Below are 26,773 nucleotides of genomic sequence, written 5' to 3' on the forward strand. Positions count from 1 at the left end.
GGCTTGGGTCGCGGGTCGGGCCGGGCGAGCGGCCGGCTTCGCGACGGTGGCGCGGGCGACGCGCAAATGCGCGGCGCATAAGGCTGTGGGAGGGGCTTCAGGCTCGATGCTTTCGTCTCAGATCGCCGCGACCTGAGACGAAAGCATCGGGCCTGAAGGCGCTCCCACAGGAAGGCGGCCTTGGCCGCACTTGTTGTAATCGTTCAGTTTCGAGCGGCCGCGGCCGTCCATGGCGGCCGCAGGCGCGTTCGATTCAGGGCGCTACTTGACCGGATTGAACTTCAGCGGCGTCGCCGCCGTGCCCGGTTCGCCGCGGGTGTCGAGCGCGCCGGGGTTGGCGCCGGCGACGATCAGCTGGACCTTGACCGCCTCGGCGCGCTGGCGCGAGAGGATCTCGTTGTCGGCGGGCTGGCCGGCGCCGCCGCCGGGGCCGACGATCTCGTAGCGCGCGTCCTTCGGCCCGGCCGCGAGCGCCTTGGCCGCGCGGCTGAGGATGTCCAGGCTGGCCGGCGCGATGCGCGCGCCGCCTTCCTCGAAGCGCACCTCGATCTTGTTCAGCGCCTGCGCGATCTCGCCGGCGCCGGACTTGCCCGGCACCAGGGCCGCCAGCGCCTGCGCCGCCGCGTCGCTGGACGCGGCTTCTCCGCCGACGCCCTCGAACAGACCGCCGTAGCGGAATCCCGGGAACAGGGTCTTGGCCTTCTCCAGCAGCAGCGCGCGGTCGGCGTCGCTGGCCTGGCCGCTGAGCTCGATGCTGTCGCCTTCGAAGGTCACCGCGACCCCGGACATGGTCAGCGCGGCGACGAACTGCGGCAGCTTGTCCTGCCACGGCGCCGGCTTGACCGCCTTGCCGACCTCTAGGTCGCCGGCGATCTGGCCCGAGTACGCCTGGGCGAGGGCGATGGCGAGCGCCTTGCGGGTGGCTTCGCTGTCGACCCGGCCGTCGTAGCGGATCGCGCCGTTGTTGTTGGCCAGGCCGAGCTTGGCCTCGACCGGCGCGACCGGCGCGGCGGCGGCCGGCGCGGCCGCATCGGCGACGGGCGGGGCGTCGGTGGCGGGCGCGTTGCGGTTGCAGGCGCTGAGGCCGGCGAGGACGGCCAGCAACGCGGCGGCGGCGAGCGCGCCGCTGCGGGAAGCGCCGCCGGCGACGATGTCGGCGCGGCCGGCGCGGGAATCGGGACGGTCGTTGGAACGGGCAGTGCGCATGGAGTCTCCGCTGGAAGGGGCTGCGAGGAACGGGGTGGCGCGTGCGGTTCGATGCGTGGGGGATCGCGTGCCGCGAGGCTTCGATGGCGATGCGTCGCGGTGGCTACGGGCTGGCGGCTACGAGTTAACGGAGTCCGTCGCGGCGCGCAAGTTCCCGCGATGGTCGCGATCGCGCGGCGCTGATCGAAGTGCGCCGATCGTGCTGCACCGATTGTGCGGCATCGATCGTGCGGCACCGATCGCGATACGTGCGGCGCGGCGCCGCTCGCCACGTCGTCATTCCCGCGAACGCGGGAGTCCAGGGCTTCATCGCGACGATGTCGCAAATCCGCCCGCGCGGTCGTCGCACGAACCTGCGGCGTTCTCGCTCGAAACGCCCTGGATTCCCGCGTTCGCGGGAACGACGGGCTGGGAGCGGCGCAAACACGAAGGGCCCGGCGCGCCGGGCCCTTCGCTTAGTGCCTGTGCCGCAGCGCGGCGATCAGCGGCTCGAGTTGTAGGTGATCTCGACCGGATCGTCGCATTCCTGCGTACCGTTGTTGCACACCTTGTAGCTCATGGTGCCGCTGCCGATGATGCGGAAGGTATCGGTATTGGCGCCGGTGTTGCGGACGGTCTTGAGGATCGCGCCGTTGCGCCAGATGTCGATGTTCTTCTTGCCCTTCTCCCACGACAGGTTGACCGAGGTGCGGTGGTTCGGCAGCGCGCTGGCCTTGGCGTCGAGGCGGCGCGGATAGTTCGCGTCGACGAAGCTCGGGTACAGCGAGATGCCGCTGGAGGCGCGATAGCCCTTGATCTGGACGTACCACACGCCGCCCTTCGGGGTCGGGAAGAAGCAGGTCTCGTTGTTGGACGAGGTGAACGGGCGGCAGTCGTAGGACGTGCTGCTCGGCTCGGCGCCGTACTTGACGTAGATGTCCGAGTCGCCGGTGCCGCCGTACATGGCGAACAGCAGGTTCGAGGCGCCGTTCGGGACCAGCAGCTGGTAGCGCAGGATGCCGTTGGCGTCGACCTCGATGTTGGTCACGGTGATGCCGTTCTCCAGCTCGGTCGCCGGCTCCGGTTCCGGCGCCTGCGGATCCGGCGGCAGCGGCTCGGTGCCCTTGGCCACGGCGACGGCGAGACGCGCGTCGACGATGCCCGAGCCGCACCAGTTGCTCCAGCTGCAGCCGCCCGGCTGGCCGCCGACGTGGGCGGTGTTGACCAGGATCTTCTCGACCTCGGCCGGGGTCTTCGGCGTGGACGCCGCCGACTGCATCAGCGCGACCACGCCGGCCACGTGCGGCGAGGCCATCGAGGTGCCGGCCATCCACGCATAGCCTTCGCCTTCCTGTCCCTGCAGGCCCAGGTTCAGGGTCGACAGGATGTTGTCGGCCGCCGGCACCACGCCCGAGCCGCCGGGCGCGGCGACGTCGATCTTGTTGCCGAAGTTGGAGTAGTCGGCCAGCGCGCCGGTCGGGCCCACCGCCGACACCGCGATCACGCCGTCGCAGTTCGCCGGCGAGTAGCCGGACACGTCGCTGCCGGCGTTGCCCGAGGCGATGACCACGGTGGTGCCGCGCGCGCGCGCGGCGTCGAACGCGGTCTGCTCGGCCGCCGAGCACGCGCCGGAACCGCCGAGGCTGAGGTTGATGACTTCGGCCGGAGTGGCGTTGGCGGGCACGCCGGCGACGGTGCCGCCCGAGGCCCAAGTCACCGCGTCGATGACGTCGGAGGTGTAGCCGCCGCACTTGCCCAGCACGCGCACCGGCTGGACCTTGGCGCCGTGGGCGACGCCGGCCACGCCGGTGCCGTTGTTGGTCGCCGCGGCGATGGTGCCGGCCACGTGGGTGCCGTGCCAGCTGCTGTCCTCGGGGATGCCGAAGATGTTGCACTCGCCGTCGTGCCAGTCGCCCGGATCGTTCGGGTCGGCGTCGCGGCCGTCGCCGTCGACGCTGACTTCCGGATCTTCGATGAAGTCGTAGCCCGGGATGATGTTGGCGTTGAGATCGCCATGCGGGGTGATGCCGGTGTCGAGCACCGCGACCACGATGCCGCTGCCGGTGGCGATGTCCCAGGCCGGCTCGAGGTTGAGGCCGCCCGGGCCGTTCTTGTAGTGCCACTGCTGGGCGTAGCCCGGATCGTTGGGCACCATGAACGAATGCACGCGCTTGTCGCGGGTGACTTCGATGATGCTCGAGTCGTTCTTCATCAGCTCGATCGCCAGCTCTTTCTCGGCGGCGGCGTCGAGCGGGGTGTCGGTCTTGATCAGCTGCGAGCCGGTCGCCAGCGTGCGCAGCGGCTTGATGCCGAGGCCGAGCTTGCTGGCGGCCTTGGCGTACTGCTGGTTCATCGCGGCCGCGCTCACCTTGGCGGCGGCGCCCTGCGCGCGGGTGATGATGAAGCGGCTGGAGGTGGTCTCCGGCGTCTGCTTGGCCTGCGCCAGCTTGGTCGCCTTCTGCGAGGCGGCGGCCTTGGCGTTGGGCACCTTGTTGACGGCCTGCAATTTGCCGCCGGAATAGGCGACCGGCGCGATCACCACGGCAGTCGCCAGCGCCAGAGCGGTCCATTTCATCGAACGTGCTTTGCGAGTCATGACAAACTTCCTTGATCCTTCGTTGCGCATGATCCCCTTCGCATCCCCTGTCGAGCGTCGGGCCTTGGTCCGCGCAGGCGCCGTGCCGGGCGCCGTCGCGGGACTTGCTGGGCGAGCGCGCGCGGCGCGGGGCCGGCGTGCTGCGGTGTGCGGCGCGCGCAGCGGCGCGTCTCCATGCGCCGCGGGCGGCGTGGACAGCGCGAATGCGTGCGTGCGGGTGCGCGGCGACGGACCGCCGCGCGGATTGCCGATGTACGTGCCGTTACTTTGGCGGGACAGCGAACAGACGACTGCAAGCCCATGCAGGAAGTCCCCGATGACGCGACTGCACCATGCTGGCGCGCGTGCGTCGCACGCGCTGCGCAAGGACGGTGCCGTTCCATGTCGCGCGACCCCCTGCAAGTCGCTTGCGTCCGAAGCTAATTGAGCGCGACGGTGGCATGCAAGTGTCATCGAAGCGGTGTACGGCGGATGAATGCGACTGAGCGCACATCCATGCGCAGTGAGTTTTTTTGCCGCGATTTCGGCGCTATTCGTACGGGCCTGGATTTGCAGGCGTTTTCGCGCGTGGACGTGTCGACGGTGTTGCGCGCGTGGATTTTTTGCGCGAAAAAATTTCTTCCGGAACTGTGAACTTCGTCGATGCGCTTTCTGATGTGCGGCGGTGCATTTTCTTGAGCGCTTGCACGCTTCTTGTCCGCGCATGCGACTGCGTGCGACCGCGATGGAGGTGCGCGCGCGAATTTTGTTTCCGCTGCCGAATCGGCTTTGGCGCATCGGCCAAAGACGCGAAGGCAAGGGGGTACTGCGGTTCGATACGGTCACGTTTCGAGGTGCCGGGTGGCCCGGGTCTGGCCGGCTCGCGTAGGCCGGGGCGAGAGCCCGGGGCGCGGCCGGATTCGGCGCCCGTGGGGCCGGGACGGCCGCTGCGTCGCATTCAGGCGCCGCTGCGGATGCCCTGTTCTTAGCGAGGCGGCGGCCGATCCCGATCGAAATTATCTAAGCTATTGATTTTAAATGGATGTGATTGGGGCGGCCGGCCCGGGCCGAGTCAGCCGGACCCTCACAGTTGCCGTAACTCGCTGAAGCGCCTAGAATTCCGCTTCTGTCCGTCCATCCCTGGGCGGCGCAGGACCAAAATAACTACAGAGGAATCTGGTCATGTACGCAGTTCTGGTCACCGGCGGTAAGCAATACCGCGTGATGCAAGGCGAGACGCTCCGCGTCGAGCTGCTGGACGTCGAAGCCGGCAGCGAAATCAAGTTCGACACCGTGCTGATGCTGGGCGACGGCGAAGGCATCAAGATCGGCGACGCGCTCAAGGGCGCCAGCGTCACCGCCACGGTCGTCGGCCACGGCCGCGCCGACAAGGTGCGCATCGTCAAGTTCCGCCGCCGCAAGCACCATCGCAAGCAGATGGGCCACCGTCAGCACTACACCGAAATCCAGATCACCGGCATCGCCGGTGGCGACAACAAGTAAGGAGCAGCAGCCATGGCACACAAAAAGGGCGTAGGTTCCACCCGCAACGGCCGCGACTCCAACCCGAAGTACCTGGGCGTGAAGATCTATGGCGGCCAGGCCATCGAGGCCGGCAACATCATCGTGCGTCAGCGCGGCACCCAGTTCCACCCGGGCGCCAACGTCGGCCTCGGCCGCGACCACACCCTGTTCGCGCTGGTCGACGGCAAGGTCGAGTTCTCGACCAAGGGCCCGAAGAGCCGCCGCACCGTCAGCGTCGTCGTCGCCGAGTAATCGCGCCGCGACGTTGCCGCGAGGAGCCCCGCTTCGGCGGGGTTTTTCGTTTGGGGCTCGACGCCCGGAGCCTCGGGCATCGGGAGTCGCCGCGGCGTTTCTCCCTCCGTCCCGATGGTTCGCCTTCCGCCCCGACGGACATGCATCGGCGCCGCGCGGCGTTAGACTCGCGCGTGACGCATCGACGATTTTCCAACTCCATTCTCTATTCCCGGCCCCGATGAAACTCGTAGACGAAGCTGAAATCCAGGTCATCGCCGGCAACGGCGGCAACGGCTGCGTCGGCTTCCGTCGCGAGAAGTTCATCCCGCTCGGCGGGCCGGACGGCGGCGACGGCGGCGACGGCGGCAGCGTGTACCTGCTGGCCGACGAAAACCTCAATACCCTGGTCGATTTCCGCCACCAGAAGCAGTTCCGCGCCAAGCGCGGCGAGAACGGCATGGGCCGGCAGATGTACGGCAAGGGCGGCGAAGACCTGATCATCGTCGTGCCGGTCGGTACGGTGGTGACCAATGTCGAGACCGACGAGGTCATCGGCGACCTGACCGCCCACGGCGACCGCCTGCTGGTCGCGCGCGGCGGCAAGGGCGGGCTGGGCAACATGCATTTCAAGAGCTCGATCAACCGCACGCCGCGCAAGGCGCTGCCGGGCCTGCCGGGCGAGGAGCGCATGCTCAAGATGGAGTTGAAGCTGCTGGCCGACGTCGGCCTGCTGGGCTTCCCCAACGCCGGCAAGAGCACGCTGATCCGCGCGGTCTCGGCGGCGACGCCGAAGGTCGCGGACTATCCGTTCACCACGCTGTATCCCAACCTCGGCGTGGTCAGCGTCGAGGCGCACCGCAGCTTCGTCATCGCCGACATCCCGGGCCTGATCGAAGGCGCGGCCGACGGCGCCGGCCTGGGCGCGCAGTTCCTGCGCCATCTGCAGCGCACCCGCCTGCTGCTGCACCTGGTGGACATCGCGCCGATGGAGGGCGGGGTAGAAGGCCTGAGCCCGGCCGAGCAGGTGCGCGCGATCGAGAACGAGCTGCGCAAGCACGATCCCGAATTGCTCGACAAGCCGCGCTGGCTGGTGTTCAACAAGTCCGACCTGCTGCTGGACGAGGAGCGCGACGGGATCGTGCGCGCGACGCTGGCCGAGCTGGGCTGGGCCGACCGCTGGTACGTGGTCTCGGCGATCGGGCGCGAAGGCACCGCGCCGATCATGCGCGACGTGATGGCGTTCTTCGACCGCCAGCGCGAGGACGCGCTGGAGGCCGCCAGCGCCGCCGGCGGCCATGCGCCCTGAGCCTCGGGCTCGGCATCCTCAAAACGTGAACCCGTCGCGGCGCAGTTGGCGCCGCGGCCCGGCCGTGCGCGCGAGCGGCGCGGCCGACTTCAATCCCGCTTCACCCGCCGCGCCGAAGATGCGCGGCATGTCCGCGTTGCGTCCTCTCGTCCTGGCCTCGCCGCGCCCGCGCGCGGCCGGGCAGTGCGTCCCTGCGCAGCGCCGGGACGGCGAAAAGCGCCAGGCAAACAAAAACCCGGCCGAGGCCGGGTTTGTGTTGGTCGCAGCCCGGGCGGGCGGCGGATCAAGCGGCGGTCGCGAGCGCCTTGATGCGCGCCGACAGGCGGCTCTTGTGGCGGGCGGCCTTGTTCTTGTGGATCAGGCCACGGGCGCTGAAACGGTCGAGGATCGGCTGGGCGACGTCGAACGCGGACTTGGCACCGGCGGCGTCGTTCTCGCCGAGGGCCTTGAGCACCTTCTTGACGGCGGTACGCAGCATCGAACGCTGGCTGGCGTTGCGGGCGTTGCGCACGACAGTCTGCTTGGCGCGCTTCTTGGCGGACTTGATGTTTGCCACGGTGAATTCCTGAAAATTAGGTTGAAAACGTTGATGAAACTAGACGAGAGACAAGACGCCGGACGACGGTCGGAACCGGGTCTTGCGCAGTCGCGGAAAATCAGACCCAAAAGTATGGGCGATTCAGGGGCTTGCGTCAACCCGCCCGGATCCGGACAAGGCCGGGCGGCGCAGAGCCGGGGAGGGCGGGCATGAGCAAGGGCGGCCTGCTGCGTTCCTCGGTGGTGTTCAGCGCGATGACCTTCATCTCGCGCATCACCGGTCTCATCCGCGACCAAGTCTACGCCTGGCAGTTCGGCGCCAGCCCGGCCATGGACGCGTTCTTCGTCGCGTTCAGGATTCCGAACTTCATGCGCCGGCTCTCGGCCGAGGGTTCGTTCTCGATGGCCTTCGTGCCGGTGCTGGCCGAGTACAAGGAACAGCACGACCACGCCGCGGTCAAGGAACTGATCGACCGGGTCACCGGCACCCTGACGGCGGCGCTGGTGGTGCTGACCGCGGTGGTGGTGCTGGCCGCGCCCTGGGTCATGGGCGTGTTCGCGCCGGGCTTCGCCCCGGGCAGCGAGCAGTACCGGCTGGCGACCCAGATGCTGCAGATCACCTTCCCGTACGCGTTGTTCATCTCGCTGGCCTCGCTGGTCGGCGGGGTGCTCAACAGCTACGAGAAGTTCGCCGTGCCGGCGCTGTCGCCGGTGCTGCTGAACATTTCGATGATCGCCGCGGCCGCCGCGGCCGCGCCGCTGATGCGGCCGTTCGGCGCCGAGCCGGTGCTGGCGCTGGCCTGGGGCGTGTTCTTCGCCGGTGTGCTGCAGTTGGTGTTCCAGCTGCCGGCGCTGGCCAAGCTGGGGTTGCTGCCGCGGCCGCGCTGGGGCTGGAAGCACTCGGGCGTGCGCAAGATCCTCAAGCTGATGGTGCCGACCCTGTTCGGCTCGTCGGTGGCCCAGCTCAACCTGCTGCTGAACACCGCGCTGGCCTCGTTCCTGATCGTCGGCAGTGTGAGCTGGCTATATCTCACCGACCGCCTGCTCGAGTTTCCGCTGGGCATGTTCGGCGTCGCCATCGGCACGGTGATCCTGCCGCACCTGTCCAAGCGCCATGCGGCGACCGACAGCGAGGGCTATTCCAAGGCGCTGGATTGGGGATTCCGCCTGTGCCTGCTGATCGGCGTGCCGGCCTGCCTGGGCCTGGTGCTGTGCGCCGAGGCGCTGATCGCGGCGCTGTTCCAGTACGGCCGGCTGACCCCGCAGGACACCCGCATGATCCAGTTGAGCCTGATGGCGCAGTCGACCGCGGTGCCGGCGTTCTTGCTGGTGAAGGTGCTGGCGCCGGCGTTCTATTCGCGCCAGGACACCAAGACTCCAGTCAAATCGGCGGTGGTGTCGGTGGCGGTGAACCTGCTGTCGACGGTCGGCCTGCTGCTGGCGGCGGTGTACTTCAGCGACGCCGGCCGCGCCGCGCTGGCGCGCGGGGCGAGCCTGACCCAGGCGCTGGGCGAGGTGCCCGGCGCGCACGCCTGCCTGGCCCTGGCGATCGCCATCGCCGGCTGGACCAATGCGCTGCAGCTGGCCTGGTACCTGCGCCGGGCGCGGGTGTACCGGCGCCAGCCGGGTTGGGGCCGGTTCCTGCGCCAGATCGGCGTGGCCAGCGTCGGCCTGAGCGCCGTGGTGCTGTTCCTGCTGTGGCTGTGGCCGGGCTGGACCGGCTGGCCGTGGTGGGAGCGGGCGTGGAAGCTGGCGGTGGTGGTCGGCGCGGGCGGCGCGGCGTATGGCGCGCTGCTGTGGCTGCAGGGCATCCGGCCGCGGGATCTGCGCGGGCATTGAGGCTTCGGCCGATGGCCTTCGGGCTGTTGTGGGAGGGCCTTCAGGCCCGATGCTCTCGTGCCCGATCGCCGTGGCTTGAGCGCGAGGCATCGGCCCCGGCGATCTGAACCAAAGGCATCGGGCCTGAAGGCCCTGCCACGCCAACCGCGGCGCCGGGTGCCATTGAGAGCGGCGGCCGCCGGCTATACTTCTCTATTCATCCTTCAAGCCGTATCCCGGGCGATCCGGGTTCGTCCACGCCAGAATCCGAATGAGCAGGCTGTTTCGAGACGTCGACCGCGGGACGCGATGCCCGCACGGCAGTGTGGTCTGCATCGGCGCCTTCGATGGCCTGCACCTGGGCCATCGCGCGCTGGTGCGCCACACGGTGGCGCGCGCGCGCGCCCTGGGCGTGCCGGCGGTGGCGCTGAGCTTCGAGCCGCTGCCGCGCGAGTTCTTCGCCCCGGCCGCGCCGCCGCCGCGGCTGTTGCTGCCGCGGGCCAAGGCCGAGGGCCTGCTGGCGCTGGACGCCGATCAGGTCGGCCTGCTGCGCTTCAACGGCGAGCTGAGCCGCTGGAGCGGCGAGGAATTCGTCCAGCGCGTGCTGGTCGAACAACTGGCCGCGCGCGAGGTCTGGGTCGGCCCGCAGTTCCGTTTCGGCAAGGCCCGCGGCGGCGACATCGCGCTGCTGCGGCGCATGGGCGAGGCGGCCGGCTTCGGCGCGCACGAGATCGAGCCGGTGCACCTGGACGGCGAGCGCGTGTCCAGCACCCGCATCCGCGAGATCCTGCTGGCCGGCGATTTCGCCGCCGCCGCGCGCCTGCTCGGCCGGCCTTACGCGATCGGCGGCCACGTGGTACGCGGCCGCCAGCTCGGCCGCACCCTCGGCTTTCCCACCGCCAACCTGCGTTTCGGCGGCAAGACCCCGGCGTTGTCGGGCATCTACGCGACCTGGGTGCACGGCATCGGCGAGCGGCCGTGGCCGTCGGTGTCGAGCCTGGGCACGCGCCCGACCGTGGCCGGGGTGGAGCCGCTGCTGGAAGCGCATCTGTTCGATTTCGACGGCGACCTGTACGGTCGCAGGATCGAGGTCGAATTCGTCGCCCACCTGCGCGCCGAACTCAAGTTCCCCGACCTGGCCACGCTGACGCAGCAGATGCACCGCGATGCCGCGCAAGCGCGCCAGTCGCTGGCGCTGGACGCGCAGCGCCGCCAGTTGCATCCCGCCTTGCCGCCGGACCCGCTGCGCGCGTCCGGCGCCGACGCGGCCGAAACGACCGCCTGACCCTCTAGCGCGAACCCTCAGCGCGACCCAATCCGCCGAAGACCCGTCCGAGACCCGCTGTGACCAACGATCCGAGCCAACCCGCCGCCGGCAACCCGTACAAGGCCACCTTGCTGCTGCCGGCGACCGAATTCCCGATGCGCGGCGACCTGCCCAAGCGCGAGCCGGAGACCCTGGCGCGCTGGGAAAGCGAAGGCCTGTATCAGCGAATTCGCGAGAAGGTGAAGGACCGCGAGCGCAGCTTCGTGCTCCACGACGGCCCGCCGTACGCCAACGGCGAGATCCACATCGGCCATGCGCTCAACAAGGTGCTCAAGGACATCGTGGTGAAGTCGCGGCTGCTGGCCGGCTTCGATGCGCCCTATGTGCCGGGCTGGGATTGCCACGGCCTGCCGATCGAGACCAAGGTCGAGAAGACCTGGGGCAAGGTCGGCGAGAAGCTCGACGCGGCCCAGTTCCGCGCCAAGTGCCGCGAGTACGCCGCCACCCAGGTCGAGCTGCAGCGCCGCGACTTCAAGCGCCTGGGCGTGATCGGCGACTGGGAGAATCCCTACCTGACCATGGATTTCCGCTACGAGGCGGACATCATGCGGTCGCTGGCCAAGATCGTCGAACGCGGCCACCTGGTGCGCGGCTCCAAGCCGGTGCACTGGTGCTTCGACTGCGGCTCGGCCCTGGCCGAGGCGGAGATCGAGTACCACGACAAGGAATCGACCCAGATCTACGTCCGCTACCCGGTGCTCGACCGCAAGCGCGTGTTCGACGTGTTCGGGATCGAGGACGACGGCAGCCCGCTGTCGGTGCCGATCTGGACGACCACGCCGTGGACGCTGCCGGCGAGCCTGGCGGTGTCGATGGGCCCGAGCGTCGAATACTCGCTGGTGCGGGTCGAGCCGGGCGAGGAGGCCTTGTTCAAGGAGCCGGGCGCGCGTCCGGAATACCTGCTGATCGCCAGCGAACTGGTCGGCGCGGTGCTGGCCGCGATCACCCGTGCGGACGCGCTCAAGCAGGGCCACAGCGTCGAAACCCGCGACTGGTCGGCGCACCCGGGCGAGGCCTTCGAGGGCCTGCGCCTGCGCCATCCGTTCTATGCCGAGCGCGAAATCCCGGTGCTGCTGGGCGAGCACGTGACCACCGACGCCGGTACCGGCGCGGTCCACACCGCGCCCGGCCACGGCCAGGAGGACTACGCGGTCTCGCTCAAGTACGGCCTGATCGAGCGCTACAGCGCCGGGCAGATCAATCCGGTCGACGGCCGCGGCCTGTACCTGCCGTCGACGCCGGCCGCGGGCGAGCACGTCCTCGCCGGCAAGCACATCTTCAAGAGCGACGAACTGCTGCTGCAGATCCTGCGCGAGAACGGCGCGCTGCTGGCGCAGGGCCGGATCAAGCACAGCTATCCGCACTGCTGGCGGCACAAGACGCCGGTGGTGTTCCGCGCCACCCCGCAGTGGTTCCTGTCGATGGAGAAGGCCGGGCTGCGCCGCGACGCGCTGGCCGCGATCCCGGGCGTGACCTGGATCCCGGGCTGGGGCGAGTCGCGCATCTACAACATGATCGAGAGCCGTCCGGACTGGACCATCTCGCGCCAGCGCTACTGGGGCGTGCCGATCGCGCTGTTCTTCAACCGCGAGAGCGGCCAGCCGCATCCGCGCACGGTCGAGATCATGCGCCAGGTCGCCGACGCGGTGGAACGCGAAGGCGTGGACGCGTGGTACGCGATGACCGCCGAGCAGCTGCTGGGCGACGAGGCGGGCGACTACGAGAAGGTCACCGACATCCTCGACGTCTGGTTCGACTCCGGCGCCAGCCACGAATGCGTGCTCGCGCAGCGGCCGCAGGACGGCCTGCGCAAGCCGGCCGACCTGTACCTGGAAGGCTCCGACCAGCACCGCGGCTGGTTCCACAGCGCGCTGCTGACCGGCGTGGCGATGGACGGCGCGGCGCCGTACCGGCAGGTGCTGACCCACGGCTTCACGGTCGACGAGCAGGGCAAGAAGCAGTCCAAGTCGCTCGGCAACGTGGTGGTGCCGCAGAAGGTCATCGACGCGATGGGCGCCGACGTGCTGCGCCTGTGGGTCGCCTCGACCGACTTCAGCGCCGAGATGTCGGTGTCGGACAAGATCCTCAAGCAGAACGCCGACGTCTACCGCCGCATCCGCAACACCGCGCGTTTCCTGCTCGGCAACCTCAGCGGCTTCGACCCGGCGCGCGATCTGGTCGCGCTCGAGGACATGGTCGCGCTCGACCGCTGGATCGTGCATCGCGCCAGCGAAGTGCAGGAGCGCATCGCCTCGGCCTACGAGCGTTACGACTTCGCCGAGATCGTGCAGCTGCTGTCGAACTTCTGCAGCGTCGACCTGGGCTCGCTGTACCTGGACGTGACCAAGGACCGGCTCTACACCATGCGCGAGGATTCGCGCGGCCGCCGTTCGGCGCAGAGCGCGATGTACCGCATCGCCGAAGCGTTCGTGCGCTGGATCGCGCCGGTGCTGGCGTTCACCGCCGACGAAATGTGGCGATACCTGCCGGCCAACACCGACCACGGCGCGCGCGAAGACAACGTGCTGTTCGCGACCTGGTACGACGGCCTGGCGCCGTTGCCGGCCGACGCGGCGCTGTCGGACGAGGACTTCAAGCGCCTGCTGGAACTGCGCGAGAGCGTGACCCGCGCGCTGGAACCGATGCGCGCGGCCGGCGAGATCGGCGCGGCGCTGGAAGCGGAGATCTCGCTGCGCTGCGGCGTGGCCGACCAGAACTGGCTGGCGCCGCTGGCCGACGAACTGCGTTTCCTGTTCATCAGCGGCGACGTCGAAGTGGTGGCCGACGACGGCATCAAGGACATCGCCGTGCTCGCGGCCAAGACCGGCAAGAGCAAGTGCGTGCGCTGCTGGCACTACCGCGCCGATGTCGGTTCCGACCCCGCGCATCCCGAGCTGTGCGGACGCTGCGTGAGCAACGTCGAAGGCCCGGGCGAAGAGCGCCGCTGGTTCTGACGCGCTGGCGGCGCGCGTAGCGATGCGCGCGCCGGCTTGCGATTCTCCACTCCCCATGGCCCGATTCCGAACAATGACAAGCACCCCCGCAAAGAACGCGTTGCCCTGGCTGATCGTCTCGATCGTGGTGATCGCGCTCGACCAGTGGAGCAAGAACTGGGTGCTGAGCGCGCTGCCCGAGTACACCCCGGTGGTGGTGATCGAAGGGTTCTGGAACTGGTACCGCAGCTACAACACCGGCGCGGCCTTCAGCTTCCTCAGCGATGCCGGCGGCTGGCAGAAGTACTTCTTCCTGGCCCTGGCGGTCGGCATCAGCGGCCTGCTGGCGCGCTGGCTGGCGCGCACCCCGCGCGGCGACTGGAAGACCGCGCTGCCGTACGCGCTGGTGATCGGCGGGGCGATCGGCAACGTCATCGACCGGCTCATGCACGGCCACGTGGTCGACTTCATCCAGTGGTACTGGCGCAGCTTCTACTGGCCCTCGTTCAACATCGCCGACGCCGCCATCGTCGGCGGCGCGATCGGGATCGCGGCGTTCGGGCTGTTCAGCAAGGAAAAGCAGGAGTGAGCGGAGAGGAGTGAGAAGCGGGCAAGAGCGGCTTTCGCTCACTCCTCGCTCCTCCAGGCTCACTTCTCCTCCGCTGCCAGCCCCCCGGGACCGGAGTACAATCCCCCCATGGACGTCCTGCTAGCCAATCCCCGCGGCTTCTGCGCCGGCGTCGACCGCGCCATCGAGATCGTCAAGCGCGCGATCGAGACCCTAGGCGCGCCGATCTACGTGCGCCACGAAGTCGTGCACAACCGTTTCGTCGTCGACGACCTCAAGCACCGCGGCGCGGTGTTCGTCGAGGAGCTCGACGAAGTGCCCGACGGCGCCACCGTGATCTTCAGCGCCCACGGCGTGTCCAAGGCGGTGCGCGCGGAAGCCGAGCGGCGCGGGCTCAAGGTGTTCGACGCGACCTGTCCGCTGGTGACCAAGGTGCACCTGGAAGTCTCGCGCCACTGCCGCGCCGGGCGCGACGTGGTGCTGATCGGCCACGAAGGCCATCCCGAGGTCGAGGGCACGATGGGGCAGTGGAAGCGCGAGGCCGGTTCCGGCCGCATCTACCTGGTCGAGGACGCCGACGACGTCGCCGCGATGCAGGTCGACCAGCCCGACAACCTGGCCTACACCACTCAGACCACGCTGTCGGTCGACGACACCCGCAGCGTGATCGAGGCCCTGCGCGCCAAGTACCCGGCGATCCAGGGCCCGAAGAACGACGACATCTGCTACGCCACCCAGAACCGCCAGGATTCGGTGCGCGAACTGGCCGCGCGCTGCGACCTGGTGCTGGTGGTCGGTTCGCCGAACAGCTCCAACTCCAACCGCCTGCGCGAGCTGGCCGAGCGCGAGGGCGTGACCTCCTACCTGATCGACGGCGCGGACGAGATCGATCCGCGCTGGGTCGAGGGCCGCAGCCGCATCGGCATCACCGCCGGCGCCTCGGCGCCGGAAGTGCTGGTGCGCGGGGTGATCGACCGACTGAGCGAACTCGGCGCCCAGCACGTGACCGAACTCGACGGCGAGCAGGAGAGCATGGTGTTCGCGCTGCCGAAGGAACTGCGGCTGCAGCTGGTCAGCTGACGCCGGCCGAGCGCCGTCGTCGCGCGTCGAAAAAACCGGCCCCGACGGGCCGGTTTTTTTTGTCCGTCGCTACGCGCGCTCGCGCCGGCCGCTCAGCGCCCCGATCGCGGCCGGCAGGCCGAGTCGTTGGCGCGTGCGTCCACCAGCGCGTAGCGGCCCGGCGTCGCCGCCCGGCGCAGCGCGATGTTGGCGAAACCGAAGCCGTGTGCGCCGTCGGCGACCGCGAACGCGTCCACCCGGTACGCCGCCGGCGCCGGTCCGCCGGCGCTGAGCGCGTAGGCCAGCGGCTGGCCGGGCAGGTGCGCGGTGCGCACGCGCCCGCGCGCGATCAGCCCGGCGCCGCTGCCGCCGAGGCCGCTGTCGGCGGTGGAGAACCAGCCGCTCGGGCTGAAGCCGAGGAAGCGGCCGGGATCGGCCGGATCGGCGAGGCAGTAGGTGGCGTTGTGCAGCCGGGCGACGGCATAGCGGCGGCTGCGGTCGTAGCGGGCGGCGATCACGATGCGCCCGTCGTCGGCGAACGCGATCGGGCCCAGGTAGGCGTCGTCGTCGCCCACGTCCGGCAGTTGCGGGACGAACGACGCATCGACGGTTCCGTCCAGGGCGAAGCGCTGGATCAGCCCGTGCGGCTTGATGTCGCCGCGATTGGCCGCCGCCAGGATGCGGCCGTCGGCCTGGGCGATCAGCTCGCCGCCGACGAGCAGGTCGGGCGAGCGGAACCCCGGGTCGCGGCTGCCGTCCGCGCGCCAGCGCAGCACCGCGCCGCGGGTCGGCGCGCCGGGACCGGTCGGCCGGACGAAGTGGCTGCTGAGCAGGCTGCCGTCGTTGAGCAGCAACAGGCCGGCGGTGTCGTCGTACATGCCGTCGATGTGCGCGATCACCCGGCCGCGCTGGCCGAACTCGGGATCGGGGCTGCCGTCGGGCCGCAGCCGCAGCAACAGCAGGCCGAGCGGCGATGCGCCGCCGGCCATGAGGATGCGTCCGTCGGGCTGCAGCGCGAGATGGCCGGCGTAAACGCCGAAGCGCAGCTCAGGCAGATCGGTGATGCTCAGGCCGTCGCGGCCGAAGCCGGCGTCGGCGCGGCCGTCGGCGCCGACGCGCACGGCCAGCGCCACCGAGCGCTTGGCCGAGTCGTCGAAGCCTTCGCCGGCGACCACGATCTTGCCGTCGGCCTGCAACGCCGCCGCGTACGGACTGATGATGTAGAACGTATCGACGACGCTCTTGCCGCCGTCGCCGAAGCCGGTGTCGGCGCTGCCGTCGGCGTTGAAGCGCAGCAGCATCAGGTCGGCGTCGAGCGAGCCGACGACCACGATCTTGCCGTCGGGTTGCAGCAGCAGTTGCGCGCAACTGGAATTGCCGAAGCGCGTGGCCTGCACGATCGCCACCTGGCCGCCGTCGCCGAAGCGCGGATCGACGCGGCCGTCGCGGTCCAGGCGCAGCAGGCGGCAGCGCAGCGTGCCCCAGTCGTTGGGCACGGTGTAGTCGGCGCTCAGCGCGAGCACGCCGCCGTCGCCTTGTACGGCGATGGAGGCGAGCGCGTCGTCGTAGATCGGGAACTGCGGCTGCGCGATGCCGTCGCGGCCGAAGCTGCGGTCGGCGCTGCCGTCGGCCGGCGTGGCGGCGGTTGCGGCGAACGGAAGGGCGAGGGCGGCGGCGAGCAGCGAAGCCGCGAGGCACAAGCCAGCGCGGGCGCGGCGCGGAGGGGAGGGTCGGGGCATGTGGACGTCCTTGGATGCGGTGTGCGCGGCGATGCGCCGGCGCGCGCAGGCCCGCGTTTTCGACGGTGGGCGCTGGGGAAGGATTCGAGAGCGGGCGGATGCGGGGTCGTGCCGTTTCGACAAGCGTGGCTGCGAATGCGGCGGCTTCGAAAGCGATGGTTCTTGAGCGCGAGGGTCTTCGACCCGGCGGCTTCGACCCGGCGGCTTCGACAGCTGCCGCCGTGAAAACGCTCGCTGCGCAGGCGCGCGGACGTCGCGGCGATGCAGCCGCCGCGACGGCGCAACGGCCGGACCCGCGGGCCCCGGCCGCTGCCTTTCAAGCGCCGCGCTCAGCGTCCCGGCAGGATCTTGCAGGCCGGATCGTTCATGCGCGTATCCACCAGGCCGTACGTCGCCGGTGCGCTGCCGCGCTTGCTGACGTTGGCGAAGCCGAAGCCGCGCACGTCGCCGGTGACGGCGAACGCGTCGACCCGGTACGCCGCGGGCGCCGGGCCGCCGGCGCTGAGCGCGCGCCCGGCCGGTTGTCCCGGCGGCTGCACCGAGCGCAGCCGGCCCTGGGCGAGCAGGCCCTGGCCGCTGCCGCCGACGCCGCTGTCGATGGTGGAGAACCAGCCGCTCTCGCTGAAGCCGATCCAGCGGCCCGGGTTGACCGGGTCGGCCAGGCAGTAGGTGGTCGCCGCGACCCGCGCCAGGCCGATGCGGTTCTCGTCGCTGAGCCACGCCGCCACCACCATGCGGCCGCCGCCGGGCACGGCGAGGTCGATGAAGTAATCGTCGTTGCCGCCGAAGTCGATCGGCGCGACCGCGAACGTGGCATCGACCGAGCCGTCCGGATTCACCCGCTGCAGGCGGCCGGGCTTGGGCGCGGCGCCGGCGGTGTTGCCGACCACCAGCACGCGGCCGTCGGATTGCGGCGCCAGCCGGCCGGAGATCTCCAGGTCCGGGCGGTGGTAGGTAGTGTCGAGGCTGCCGTCGGCGTTGTGGCGCAGCAACGTCCCGCGCACGCCGCTGCCGGCGACGATGGGATGGCTGCTGAGGAACTTGCCGTCGGTCTGCAGCACCAGCCCCTGCGCGCCGGCATTGAGGCCGGTGATGCGGTCGACGGTGCTGCCGTTCTTGCCGAAGCCCGGGTCGGGGCGGCCGTCGCGCAGATAGCGCGCGATCAGGTTCCAGCGTCCGCCGCCGCCGGCGACGACGATCTTGCCGTCGGCTTGCAGCAGCACATGCTGGGCGCCGGCGCCCTGGGCCTGTTCGGGATGCGCGGTCACCACCACGCCGTTGCGGCCGAAGCCGCGGTCGGCGTTGCCGTCGCCGCGGTAGCGCGCCAGCACCACCGCATCCTGGCCGCTGTCGGCGTCGAAACGCTTGCCGGCGGCGACGATGCGGCCGTCGGCCTGCAGCGCGAGGCCGTAGAACTCGTCGAAGCCGCCGGCGTCGAGGGTCTGCACGCCGTCGCGCGAGAAGCCGCGGTCGGGCTTGCCGTCGGCGAGAAAGCGCAGCAGCAGCGCATCGCCCTTGTTGCCGCCGGCGACGAGGATGCGGCCGTCGGCCTGCACCGCCAGCGCGCGGCATGCGGCGGGCTGCGAGTTGGAGCGCAGCTTGATCCGCACCTGCCCGCCGTCGCCGAAGCCGGCGTCGAGCTTGCCGTCGGCGCCGAAGCGCAGCAGCCGGCAGTGCAGGTAATCGCGATGCAGCGGCGCGTCGCCGCCGCCTTCGCCGATGGTGAGGATCTTGCCGTCGGCCTGGATGGCGACGGCGCGGACGAAGTCGTCGTTCACCGGGAAGTCGGTGACGACCAGGCCGCGGCGGCCGAAGGCGGGGTCGAGCGCGCCGTCGGGCAGCTTGGCCTGGGCCGAGGCGGCGGCGAGCGTGGCGCCGATCGCCAGCGCGAGCGGCAAGCCGCGTTGCAACACAGAACGGTTCATGGGGGCTCCTGCTGCGAAGAAAGGTGGCAGCGGCGGCAGCCCCCTGCATCCGCGCCGCGCGGCGAGACTCGGCCATCGGCAAGCGCCCCGCCTTGGCGCGAGCGCACAAAACAGCACATTCGACGTGCGCGATGGCGCAAAGCGGCAACGAGGTCGCGGATCGGGCGTGCGCGGCGAAGCGCACCGGGCGTGCGCTGGGGGCAGGGGCGGCGGCGTGGCGACGAGGGCGCTGCGCGCGCAGGAACGCAGCGGGGCGCGGGCGGCGAGGGCAGGGCGTGGGAAGGGTGTGGGAAGGGTGTGGGAAGGGAGCGGGGCGCCATTCGCGCGCGGCCGGATCGGGCGGCGCCGCAAACGCGAACGGCCCCGCGTGGAGGCGGGGCCGTCTGCAGACGTGTCCGGGACGCGGCGCGGCCGTTGGATCGTGGGCCGGGCGGTTGGACTGTTTTCGGGGTTACGTGGTGCCGGAAACAGGAATCGAACCTGCGACCTACGCATTACGAATGCGCCGCTCTACCAACTGAGCTATTCCGGCGAAGGACGGCAATTCTAGGCGCCGGGGGCGGGGCGGTCAATTCGGACGCGGTCGCGCCGCGGTGGCTCGGGCGGGTGCGGCGCCCGGCGCCCGGGCGGTCCGGGCGCGCCCGCGAGGGCCGGCGCGAGGGCGCGCGGGCGCGGCCCGGCGGCGGCCGTCCCGCCTCAGGCGATGTAGCTCTTGACCTCGTCGCGGGTGAGTTTGAGGAAGCGCGCGATCGCGTCGAGATGTTCGTTGCTCTGGCTCAGCCGCGACTCTTTCGGCGCCACGATCACCGGTTCGAACTCGGTGAGCTTCTTGCTGTTCTGCACGACGTGATAGCCCCACACCATGCCGTGATCGAACACTTTGCCGGTGGCCGTATCGACCACGTAGTTGGCGAACTTGGTATCGGTGTTGCTGGTCAAGCGGCCGTGATCGAAGCGCTTGCTGCACTCGCGCGGGGTGTCGATCAGCCAGCATTCGGTCGGCGACACGTGACGGGCCGGCTGGCCCGCGTAGAACTGCGAGTGCTCCGCGATGGTCTCGCCCGGTTCGCCGTACATGCAGTTTCGCATCGGCGTCTGGTCGGGCGTGGGGTCGCGCTTGTCGACGTTCCATCGGCCCACTAGATTGTTCTCGTTCGCGGACGTCTGCGGGAAGATCAGCTGCATCAGGCCGATCGGGTGGGTCTGCGGCGCGGCGCGGGCGAAGCGGAGCTTGAAGTCGGCGCCGTATTGAAGCAACGCTTCCGGGTCGATCACATCTTCCGGCACGGCGAGATAGGGGTGCAGCTGCAGGTGGAACTTGCCGGTGTCGAAGTTCTGCTCGGGCCAGTAGTTGCTCATGGCGGCTTCCTCGTGTCGCGGGTGGGGGCGCTCTCGCGCCGGCGCCGTCGCTGCGGACGGAGCGCCCGCGCGGCGTCGGCCGAGGTCGCCCTTACCAACGCGGCGCGCGGCTGGTCGTGAACCCGCGCGCGGCGGGCGCGGGCGTCCGGCCGCGGCTGCGGGTACAAGAAAAAGGCCCGCATTCGCGGGCCTTGTAGCAGGTGCGGCGCCGCGCGCGGCGGCGGGCGCGGTCAAAGCCCGCAGGGCGAAGGCAGCGGCGGGTTCTGTTCCTTGACGTTGTCGAGGTGGGCGACCTGCTTGCCGCGCAGTTCGGCGACCTGCTTTTCCACGTCGGCGGTCGACAGCGCCGCGCCTTCGCGGAAGAACACCCAATCGATGTCCTCCTGGTATTCGCGCATCTCGGGCGAGTCCACCGGGCCCAACGAGCCGTCGGCGCCCTTGGGCATGAACCACAGGTTGAAGTTGATCGACATGAAGTCTTCCGGGTACACCGCGCTGCTGTGTTCGGAGAACAGCTTGCCGTCGACGTAGTACTTGAGCTGCTTGTCGGCGACGGTCAGCACCAGGGTGCGCCAGCCGGCGTAGCTGCCTTCGTGGCGGGTGAACTCGTTGACCTTGGTCCACGGTTCGAGCTGGAAGGTGTCCCAGCTGGTGGTCCACATCGCCGGCTTGCTGTTCTCGCCCCAGCCGCCGTTGGGCAGGTATTCGAAGTCGGTCTCGCTGTAGTTCTTGTCCATCGGCGCCTTGAGCGGGCTGATGGCGTAGAAGGTCTGGATGACTTCGTCGCCGTCCGGGCCGTAGCTGGGCGCGTCGCGGAAGAAGATGCGCGCGGCGTAGGTGCCTTCGCGGTATTTGCGCGCGTGGCAGAACTGGGTCTGGCGGGTCTTGTCGGCCTTGCCGTTGGTGACCGAGCTCATCCGCACCGCGCCGCCGTGGGTGTCGGCGATGTCGGCGTGGAAGGACAGGCCTTCGGCCGACCAGGTCGCGCCCTTGATGCCGGGGTGGCCGGTCTCGGTGCGCGCTTTCCAGCCGTTGCCCTGGAACGCGGCGAGGTCGGGGTAGTTGAAGTCGTCGAAGAACACCGCGGCATCGGTCGCGGCCGGCGCGACCGGCGCGGCGGCCGCGGGTTCGGCCGGCTTGGGCGCCTGCGCGGCGGCGGGGTCGGCTTGCTGACTGCAACCGACGATCAAGATCGACGCGGCGAGAATGCCGGCGCCCAAGCAACGATGCTGCCCCATGGGTTGGTCCCTTTGTGGTCGAGTGTCTGGTGGTCGCGCGCTGGCGATGGATCGCAGCGGGCAAACTTCGCGCACCGATGACAACGTTGTCAAACGGGCCCGGCGGCGGCGCCGGACAGAACTACCCAAAAACACAACTCGGCCCTGGACGCCGGCCTCGCGTGCCGGCCGGGAGCGGGCGGGTGGGCTCGCCGGCCGCCACCGGCCGCAGCCGCTGTGGGAGGGCCTTCAGGCCCGACGCCCTTGTTCCAGTTCGCGACGAAGACCCCTGGCATCGAGCCCGAAGCCCCTCGCGGCGGATCGCCGGCCGGAAGCGCCGGCGTCAACGCGCCGGCGCGGGAATCGGCTCGTAACCGGGCAGGTAGTAACCGCGCGCGCCGGACTCGCCGCTGAGCTCGCCGCCGTTGCAGCGGTAGCTGTTCTCGTCGTAGGAAAACGTGGTCACGATCGACTCGCGCGCTTCGTCGCGGCGGCGGAACTGCGCGCCGACCTGGACGCGATACGCGGCCTGGCCCTCGCCGGACTCGGTCACACCGTCGCTGATCACCAGCGTCTGCCGGGTGACGCCGGGTTCGGTCTCGCGCGGCTGCGGCTCGGCGCGGGCGCGGTCGTCGCGCGCGGTCTGTTCGAGGAAGGCCTTGCACGCGGCGTAATCGGCGAAGCTGCGCGGCGGGATCGGGAAGCCGGGCATGTGGCCGCTGGCGAACGCGCCGGGCGCGACGGCGAGGGCGCACAGCGCGAGCGGCAGGGCGATCGTCGGTGCGAACCGGCGGCGAGCGCATCCGCAGCCGGTCGGCGTGGCGGTGTCTTCCATGAGCATGGGATCCCGGTGCGGCGCGTGCGGAAGGACGCGGCGATTCGCGCAGTATCGCAGCATCCTGTGCATGCCACAGCAAACGGCGGCGGGCGCCGCCGTGACCGCCCGCGCGCCGGATCGCGGCGCGCGGGCGGGGCGCTCAGGGCGTGCTCGGTTCCAACAACACCGTGGTCTGCAGACCGGGCCAGCCGACCGCGGTGGCTTCCAACACGTAGTCGCCGGTCGCCGCCAGCGGCGGCAGCTCCCAGCTGCCGTCCGCCGCGGCGGAGATGGCGCTGAAGTCGGGCAGCCGCTCGCCGGGCCGGCGCAGGCCGTAGTAGGCCTTGTAGCCGGCGGGCAGGGTGGCTTGTCCCGACACCTTCAGCCGCAGGCGTTGCCCGGCGGTGCCGTGGAAACTCAGCAAGGCGTTCTGGCCGCTGCGCAGGTTCAGCGGTTGCGCCACGCCCAACTGCAAGGCGGCCTGGTAGGTGGTGCTGACGATCGCGCGCACCCGGAACTGCGTCGGCGGGACCAGGTAGTCCTGGTACACGCTGATTTCGTAACGACCGGCGTCGGTGGTCTGCAGGCCGTAGGCGCAGCCGGGCGCATCGTCGTCGCCGAAGTTGCAGCGCAGGCCGTTGACGATGAAACCGCGCGGCGGCACCGGGCCGTCCGGAGCGATGCCGAAGCGCAGCTTGGCGTTGGCCGGGGCCTGCACGCTCACCCGCATCGGCGCACCGGGCAGCGGCGAAGCGAACACCGCCGCATCGCCGTCGATCGCGAGCTCGCCGAGCGGCTGGTTGCGGCCGAGCCAGACGTTCGCGCCCAGCGCATCGCCCAGCGGCGGATCGATGGTCAGGGTGTAGTCGCCGCTCTGGGTCAGGTCGGAGATGCGCATCGACAGGCCGTCGGAATGGGCGTCGCTGCGGATCGTCGCGCCGTCGGGGCCGCGCAGGGTGTACTCGATGTCGCGCCGGTCCGATTGCGGCGGCGGCGACAGCCGGACGACGTCGGCGACGGCGAGATACAGATCGTCGCCGGGCTCGGCATGGAAGCGCACACGCACGTTGCGGCCCCAGCGGTCCTGCTGCAGCGCCAGCGTCTGGCCCAGCGCCAGCGGCAGTTCCAGGTCCGAGCTCAGCGTCGCGCGGAAGCCGTACGGCCCCTGTTGGCTGGGCGGATCGACCTTGAGCGTGTAGCGGCCGCCGGGCAGTCCGTCCAGATTGAACGCGCAGCTCTTGTCCATCTCGCGGCACAGGTCGGTCCACACCACGCGGCCGTCGGCGGCCGACAGGGTCAGGTCGAGCGGGAACGGCTGCATGCCGCTCAACTGATCCATGCCCAGGCCGAGGCGGGCGCCGGGTTCGACCTGGAACGACAGCCGCACGCTCTGGTCGCTCAGCTGGGTGGCGATCTGCCGGGGCGCGCCGTCGACGACGAGTTCGTCGGCGAAGTCGTCGATCATCGCCACGCGCGCGGACATCGTCGCGCCGTATTCGGGATCGATGCGCACGCGGTAGCGGCCGGCGGCGACGTTCTCGCGGCTCATGCCGCCGCTGCCGTTGGCGCCGACCGAGTTGTTGGCGATCTCGTAGCCGGACGGCGCCTGCAGGCCGTAGCGCACGAAGCGGCCGGCCGGCGCGGTGAGCTGGCCGGCGATCGCGACGTTGAGGTTTTCGCCGGCGCCGGCGTCGTACTCCAGGCTGGCGTTCTGGCCGATACGGGTCAGTTGCAGATCGACCGGCTGCGCGCGCGACAGCGGCAGCACCAGGTCCTCGCTGACCGCCGCGCGCAGGCTCAGCAGGCCCTGGCCGTCGTGCGGGACGATCTCGACCGTGTACACATCGGCGGCGAGATCGCGCAGGTCGAGGTCGCAGCCGCCGCGCGCGGCGTCGGCGTGGCATTGCTCGCTGGCCATGAGCGCGTTGCGCGAATTGCGCAGGGTCACGTCGGCGTACGACGCGCTGCCGACGAGTTGCAGGTCGGCGATGCCGATGCCCAGATCGCTGCGGCGCGGATTGGCGAAGCTGAAGCTCGCGCGCGCGCCGGAGGCCTGGGTCGACAGCGACACCGGCGCGGCGCCGATCGCGGTGGAGCCGGCCGGCTGGGTCAGCGTGGCGTTCACGGTGGCCAGTTCGCCTTGTTGCGGGTCCACCACCCAGGCGTAGCGTCCGGCCTTGGGCGCGGCGGCCACCAGCGCCTGCGGGCCGACCGCCGGCGGCTTGACGAAATAGGCCGCGCCGTCGGGACCGATCAGGCTGTAGCCGACCGGGCGTTGCGCCGGCACCGTGTCGGGCGAGACGTTCAACTGCAACACCTCGCCGGCGGCGAGGTCGAAGGCGAAGCGGCCGGTGCGGCCGTAGCGGTCCAGGCTCAGGCTCGCGCTGCCGCCCAGGGCGATGTCGACCGTGCGTTCGCTGCTGAGCGCGGCGCTGAAGCGCGCGGTGCCGTTGGCTGGCGGCGTGAGCGTGGCGGTGTAGACGCCCGGCGGCAGGTAGCCGGCGACGACGGAGAGCGCCTGGTCGCAGCCGCCGTTGGCCGGCAGGCACGACTTGGGCGTGAGCGCCGAATTGCCGTCGGGCTTGTACAGCCGCAGCGTGGCCGGCTGGTCGCTGCCGGCGATGCTGAGGTTGCCGATGCCCAGGCCGAGCGGCTGACCGGTTTCCAGCACGAACTGCATGCGCACCGGCGCGCCGGGTTCGGACGCGAAGTCGCGGACCGGGCCGTCGGCGACGAGTACGTTGGCGGCGCCGTAGCCGACGGAGAGCGTGGCGGCGTAGGTGGCGCCATGGGCCGGATCGATGCGCAGGCGGTAGGTGCCGCGTTCCGGCGTGGCCAGGTCGATCACTTGGTGCGCGCCGGCGAAGGCGACGCTCTGCAGCAGCGTGCCGTCGTCCGCGTACAGCGTGTAGCGCACCTCGCGCGCGGCCGGCTGGGTGCTCTGCGCGCTGATCTGCAGATGGCTGGCGTCGGGGACGGCGAGGTCCACCGTGGCGTCGCGGCCGCGGCGGTTGAGGGCGATGGGACGGCCGTAGCCCGGGAACAGGCCCGCGGACAGGTCGCGGCTGAGGGTCGCGGCGAAGCGCAGCGTCGCGCCGGCGGGCGGTTGCACCCGCGCGGTGTAGCGTCCGGGCGCGAGCGCGGGCAGGTTGGCGCCGCAGCCGTCGTCGGCGGCCGCGCAGGCCAGGGTCGCGACCGTGCCGGCGCCGCCTTGCACGGTCAGCGTCGCGGGCGCGCTGGCGCCGGGCGTGGCGAAGGCGGACAGGCCCAGGCCGTAGTCGCCGGCCTGGGCGATGTCGAAGCCGAAGTCGACCGCTTCGTCGGCGGTGTCGGTCTGCACCGACACGGACGCGCCGTCGACGACGACGTCTGCCGCGGTTATTGCCGTGCGCGCGCTGTCACGTCGGGGTTTGGCGGGCGTGGCGCTGCGCGCGGCGTTGGACGCGGCCGGTCGCGCTGCGGGCGCGGCCGCTGCGGGTATGGCCGCCGTTGCGCGGACTGGTTTGGCCTGCGCGGTTTGCTTGTCGCGCTGGGGCTGGTTTTTGCCTGCGGCTGCGTCGCCGCTCGCGGCGTCGGCGCGCGCCGCGCCGGTGGCGAAATCGACCACGGTCGGCGCCAGCGGCTGGCCGTTGCGCGCGTGCGCGCCGTCGATCAGCAGCGAGTAGTCGGTATTCGCCTGCAGGCGCTGGCGCGGGGTCACGAACAACAGCCGGCCGGCTTCGGCCGGGGTCACCTGCACCGCGGCGTAGCCGCCGGGGCCGAGCAGGGTGACGCTGGCGGCGTTGAGTTCGCCGGCGCGCAGCGGTTCGCTGAAGCGCAGCGACAGGCGCGCGTCGGTGGCGACGGCGGTCTGTCCGTCGCGCGGCGAGGACCCGCTCAGGCGCGGCGCGGCCGCGGCCACCGGCGCGTTCGCCGCGGCGCGGGCGGCGCCGCGCGCGGGATCGTAGAACTGGTCCTGCGCCTGCGCGCGGCCTTGCGCATCGAGGCCGTCGAACAGGCGCACGCGGCCGTCGGCCTCGACCCGGGCGCGATGGCCCAGCCGAGCCGGCGCCGCCGCCGCGACCGCGGCGCGCGCATCGCGCTCGTCCCAGGTTTCGGCGCGCGCGCCGGCATCGGCCGCGGCGGTCCAGCCGCCGGTGACCAGCAGGCGGCCGTCGCTGAGCACGCTGGCGGCATGCCCGGCGCGCGGCGACAGCGGCACGTCGGTGGCCGGCGCCAGGGTCGAGGCGGCCGGATCGAACCACAGCCCGCCGGCTTGCAGGCGCTGCTGCGCGTCCACGCCGCCCCACAGCAGCGCGCGGCCGCTCGGCAGCAGGCTCAGGCTGGCGTAGCGGCGCGGCGAGGACAGCGGCCAGCGCCGCAGGGTGCGGCCGTCGGCGCGGTCTTCGACCCGCTTGAGCGCGCTGCCGTCGCGTTCGAGCACCAGCCAGCTGCCGTCGGGCAACTGGGTGCGCGCTTCGCGCGGATGCAGCGCGAGGCTGCGCGCCAGTTCGGGCGGCAGCGCTTGCAGCGCCGCGTCGGCGGTGCCGATGTGCAGCGCGGTCGCGCCGGCGGCCAGGCCCAGCGCCGCGACGGCGCCGCACCAGGTCCAGCGACCGGATGGGGATTGCGATGAAGAGGGCATGTCGTTTCCTTCCTTAGAAAATGACG

General features: G+C 70.9%; 20 protein-coding genes and 1 tRNA gene. 10 read left to right on the forward strand and 11 right to left on the reverse strand.

Features of this window, described 5'->3' with window-relative positions:
- Nucleotides 1-261: 261 nt before the first annotated feature.
- Together JHW41_RS09225 and JHW41_RS09230 are read right to left on the reverse strand one after the other, a co-directional pair.
- Nucleotides 262-1,206: an OmpA family protein gene (locus JHW41_RS09225; protein WP_250449705.1), complete on the reverse strand. Its 945-nt coding sequence runs from the start codon at nt 1,204-1,206 to the stop codon at nt 262-264.
- Between the two features lie 481 nt (nt 1,207-1,687).
- The gene (locus JHW41_RS09230; protein ID WP_250449706.1) at nt 1,688-3,760 is read right to left on the reverse strand and encodes a S8 family peptidase; all 2,073 of its coding nucleotides are present in this window, start codon (nt 3,758-3,760) and stop codon (nt 1,688-1,690) included.
- 516 nt (nt 3,761-4,276) lie between these two features.
- Between JHW41_RS09230 and JHW41_RS09235 the strand changes: the two genes are divergently transcribed.
- The 4 genes from JHW41_RS09235 to cgtA all read left to right on the forward strand — a co-directional run bounded on the left by JHW41_RS09235 (nt 4,277) and on the right by cgtA (nt 6,824).
- Nucleotides 4,277-4,414, forward strand: coding sequence for a hypothetical protein (locus tag JHW41_RS09235; protein ID WP_250449707.1), 138 nt, complete (start codon nt 4,277-4,279; stop codon nt 4,412-4,414).
- Between the two features lie 528 nt (nt 4,415-4,942).
- Entirely contained in the window at nt 4,943-5,263 is a 321-nt protein-coding gene (gene rplU, locus JHW41_RS09240) for a 50S ribosomal protein L21 (RefSeq protein WP_057948185.1), read from the forward strand.
- Nucleotides 5,264-5,275: 12 nt separating this feature from the next.
- Nucleotides 5,276-5,536, forward strand: a complete 261-nt coding sequence (rpmA, locus tag JHW41_RS09245; protein ID WP_078998824.1) for a 50S ribosomal protein L27 — start codon at nt 5,276-5,278, stop codon at nt 5,534-5,536.
- A gap of 220 nt (nt 5,537-5,756) precedes the next feature.
- Complete coding sequence (cgtA, locus tag JHW41_RS09250; RefSeq protein WP_250449708.1) at nt 5,757-6,824, forward strand: Obg family GTPase CgtA; 1,068 nt, start codon at nt 5,757-5,759, stop codon at nt 6,822-6,824.
- Nucleotides 6,825-7,107: 283 nt separating this feature from the next.
- Here cgtA and rpsT read toward each other — a convergent pair whose 3' ends face one another.
- Nucleotides 7,108-7,380, reverse strand: coding sequence for a 30S ribosomal protein S20 (gene rpsT, locus JHW41_RS09255; RefSeq protein ID WP_057948182.1), 273 nt, complete (start codon nt 7,378-7,380; stop codon nt 7,108-7,110).
- 191 nt (nt 7,381-7,571) lie between these two features.
- Between rpsT and murJ the strand changes: the two genes are divergently transcribed.
- The 5 genes from murJ (at nt 7,572) to ispH (ending at nt 15,087) form a co-directional block, all read left to right on the forward strand.
- Nucleotides 7,572-9,200 carry a murein biosynthesis integral membrane protein MurJ gene (gene murJ / locus JHW41_RS09260; RefSeq protein ID WP_078998826.1) on the forward strand — a complete coding sequence of 543 codons (1,629 nt, stop codon included), beginning with the start codon at nt 7,572-7,574 and terminating at the stop codon, nt 9,198-9,200.
- A 250-nt stretch (nt 9,201-9,450) separates the two neighbouring features.
- Nucleotides 9,451-10,464 carry a bifunctional riboflavin kinase/FAD synthetase gene (locus JHW41_RS09265; RefSeq protein WP_250449709.1) on the forward strand — a complete coding sequence of 338 codons (1,014 nt, stop codon included), beginning with the start codon at nt 9,451-9,453 and terminating at the stop codon, nt 10,462-10,464.
- A 137-nt stretch (nt 10,465-10,601) separates the two neighbouring features.
- Nucleotides 10,602-13,460, forward strand: coding sequence for an isoleucine--tRNA ligase (gene ileS / locus JHW41_RS09270; protein ID WP_250450919.1), 2,859 nt, complete (start codon nt 10,602-10,604; stop codon nt 13,458-13,460).
- A 73-nt stretch (nt 13,461-13,533) separates the two neighbouring features.
- Complete coding sequence (gene lspA, locus JHW41_RS09275) at nt 13,534-14,028, forward strand: signal peptidase II (protein ID WP_057948179.1); 495 nt, start codon at nt 13,534-13,536, stop codon at nt 14,026-14,028.
- Between the two features lie 108 nt (nt 14,029-14,136).
- The gene (gene ispH, locus JHW41_RS09280; RefSeq protein WP_057948178.1) at nt 14,137-15,087 is read left to right on the forward strand and encodes a 4-hydroxy-3-methylbut-2-enyl diphosphate reductase; all 951 of its coding nucleotides are present in this window, start codon (nt 14,137-14,139) and stop codon (nt 15,085-15,087) included.
- A gap of 92 nt (nt 15,088-15,179) precedes the next feature.
- On the opposite strand, the gene JHW41_RS09285 is transcribed toward ispH, so the two are convergent.
- The 6 genes from JHW41_RS09285 to JHW41_RS26730 form a co-directional block, all read right to left on the reverse strand.
- The gene (locus JHW41_RS09285; RefSeq protein ID WP_250449710.1) at nt 15,180-16,805 is read right to left on the reverse strand and encodes a delta-60 repeat domain-containing protein; all 1,626 of its coding nucleotides are present in this window, start codon (nt 16,803-16,805) and stop codon (nt 15,180-15,182) included.
- Between the two features lie 329 nt (nt 16,806-17,134).
- Complete coding sequence (locus JHW41_RS09290; RefSeq protein WP_250449711.1) at nt 17,135-18,730, reverse strand: hypothetical protein; 1,596 nt, start codon at nt 18,728-18,730, stop codon at nt 17,135-17,137.
- Nucleotides 18,731-19,186: 456 nt separating this feature from the next.
- Nucleotides 19,187-19,262 (reverse strand) — tRNA-Thr (locus JHW41_RS09295).
- A 164-nt stretch (nt 19,263-19,426) separates the two neighbouring features.
- Nucleotides 19,427-20,089 carry a hypothetical protein gene (locus tag JHW41_RS09300; protein WP_250449712.1) on the reverse strand — a complete coding sequence of 221 codons (663 nt, stop codon included), beginning with the start codon at nt 20,087-20,089 and terminating at the stop codon, nt 19,427-19,429.
- Nucleotides 20,090-20,319: 230 nt separating this feature from the next.
- Nucleotides 20,320-21,327 (reverse strand): glycoside hydrolase family 16 protein, encoded by a 1,008-nt coding sequence (locus JHW41_RS09305; RefSeq protein ID WP_250449713.1) that lies wholly within the window; start codon nt 21,325-21,327, stop codon nt 20,320-20,322.
- A gap of 89 nt (nt 21,328-21,416) precedes the next feature.
- Nucleotides 21,417-21,602: a DUF6053 domain-containing protein gene (locus JHW41_RS26730; protein WP_428995486.1), complete on the reverse strand. Its 186-nt coding sequence runs from the start codon at nt 21,600-21,602 to the stop codon at nt 21,417-21,419.
- Between JHW41_RS26730 and JHW41_RS26735 the strand changes: the two genes are divergently transcribed.
- The gene (locus tag JHW41_RS26735) at nt 21,544-21,720 is read left to right on the forward strand and encodes a DUF6053 domain-containing protein (RefSeq protein WP_428995487.1); all 177 of its coding nucleotides are present in this window, start codon (nt 21,544-21,546) and stop codon (nt 21,718-21,720) included. The genes JHW41_RS26730 and JHW41_RS26735 overlap by 59 nt on opposite strands.
- Here JHW41_RS26735 and JHW41_RS09310 read toward each other — a convergent pair.
- Together JHW41_RS09310 and JHW41_RS09315 are read right to left on the reverse strand one after the other, a co-directional pair.
- Complete coding sequence (locus JHW41_RS09310; RefSeq protein WP_250449714.1) at nt 21,650-22,141, reverse strand: hypothetical protein; 492 nt, start codon at nt 22,139-22,141, stop codon at nt 21,650-21,652. The two genes, JHW41_RS26735 and JHW41_RS09310, sit on opposite strands and share 71 nt — an antisense overlap.
- A 142-nt stretch (nt 22,142-22,283) precedes the next feature.
- Nucleotides 22,284-26,747 carry an Ig-like domain-containing protein gene (locus tag JHW41_RS09315; protein ID WP_250449715.1) on the reverse strand — a complete coding sequence of 1,488 codons (4,464 nt, stop codon included), beginning with the start codon at nt 26,745-26,747 and terminating at the stop codon, nt 22,284-22,286.
- Nucleotides 26,748-26,773 lie beyond the last annotated feature (26 nt).

The sequence above is a fragment of the Lysobacter enzymogenes genome (genome assembly GCF_023617245.1).
Lineage (GTDB): Bacteria > Pseudomonadota > Gammaproteobacteria > Xanthomonadales > Xanthomonadaceae > Lysobacter > Lysobacter yananisis.

Excerpts from the sequence above, each read along its gene's own strand:
- JHW41_RS09225 (WP_250449705.1), bottom strand. The coding sequence starts at position 1,206 with ATGCGCACTGCCCGTTCCAACGACCGTCCCGATTCCCGCGCCGGCCGC.
- JHW41_RS09230 (WP_250449706.1), bottom strand. The coding sequence starts at position 3,760 with ATGAAATGGACCGCTCTGGCGCTGGCGACTGCCGTGGTGATCGCGCCG.
- JHW41_RS09235 (WP_250449707.1), top strand. The coding sequence starts at position 4,277 with ATGCGCAGTGAGTTTTTTTGCCGCGATTTCGGCGCTATTCGTACGGGC.
- rplU (WP_057948185.1), top strand. The coding sequence starts at position 4,943 with ATGTACGCAGTTCTGGTCACCGGCGGTAAGCAATACCGCGTGATGCAA.
- rpmA (WP_078998824.1), top strand. The coding sequence starts at position 5,276 with ATGGCACACAAAAAGGGCGTAGGTTCCACCCGCAACGGCCGCGACTCC.
- cgtA (WP_250449708.1), top strand. The coding sequence starts at position 5,757 with ATGAAACTCGTAGACGAAGCTGAAATCCAGGTCATCGCCGGCAACGGC.
- murJ (WP_078998826.1), top strand. The coding sequence starts at position 7,572 with ATGAGCAAGGGCGGCCTGCTGCGTTCCTCGGTGGTGTTCAGCGCGATG.
- JHW41_RS09265 (WP_250449709.1), top strand. The coding sequence starts at position 9,451 with ATGAGCAGGCTGTTTCGAGACGTCGACCGCGGGACGCGATGCCCGCAC.
- ileS (WP_250450919.1), top strand. The coding sequence starts at position 10,602 with ATGCGCGGCGACCTGCCCAAGCGCGAGCCGGAGACCCTGGCGCGCTGG.
- lspA (WP_057948179.1), top strand. The coding sequence starts at position 13,534 with ATGACAAGCACCCCCGCAAAGAACGCGTTGCCCTGGCTGATCGTCTCG.
- ispH (WP_057948178.1), top strand. The coding sequence starts at position 14,137 with ATGGACGTCCTGCTAGCCAATCCCCGCGGCTTCTGCGCCGGCGTCGAC.
- JHW41_RS09285 (WP_250449710.1), bottom strand. The coding sequence starts at position 16,805 with ATGCCCCGACCCTCCCCTCCGCGCCGCGCCCGCGCTGGCTTGTGCCTC.
- JHW41_RS09290 (WP_250449711.1), bottom strand. The coding sequence starts at position 18,730 with ATGAACCGTTCTGTGTTGCAACGCGGCTTGCCGCTCGCGCTGGCGATC.
- JHW41_RS09300 (WP_250449712.1), bottom strand. The coding sequence starts at position 20,089 with ATGAGCAACTACTGGCCCGAGCAGAACTTCGACACCGGCAAGTTCCAC.
- JHW41_RS09305 (WP_250449713.1), bottom strand. The coding sequence starts at position 21,327 with ATGGGGCAGCATCGTTGCTTGGGCGCCGGCATTCTCGCCGCGTCGATC.
- JHW41_RS26730 (WP_428995486.1), bottom strand. The coding sequence starts at position 21,602 with ATGCCAGGGGTCTTCGTCGCGAACTGGAACAAGGGCGTCGGGCCTGAA.
- JHW41_RS09310 (WP_250449714.1), bottom strand. The coding sequence starts at position 22,141 with ATGGAAGACACCGCCACGCCGACCGGCTGCGGATGCGCTCGCCGCCGG.
- JHW41_RS09315 (WP_250449715.1), bottom strand. The coding sequence starts at position 26,747 with ATGCCCTCTTCATCGCAATCCCCATCCGGTCGCTGGACCTGGTGCGGC.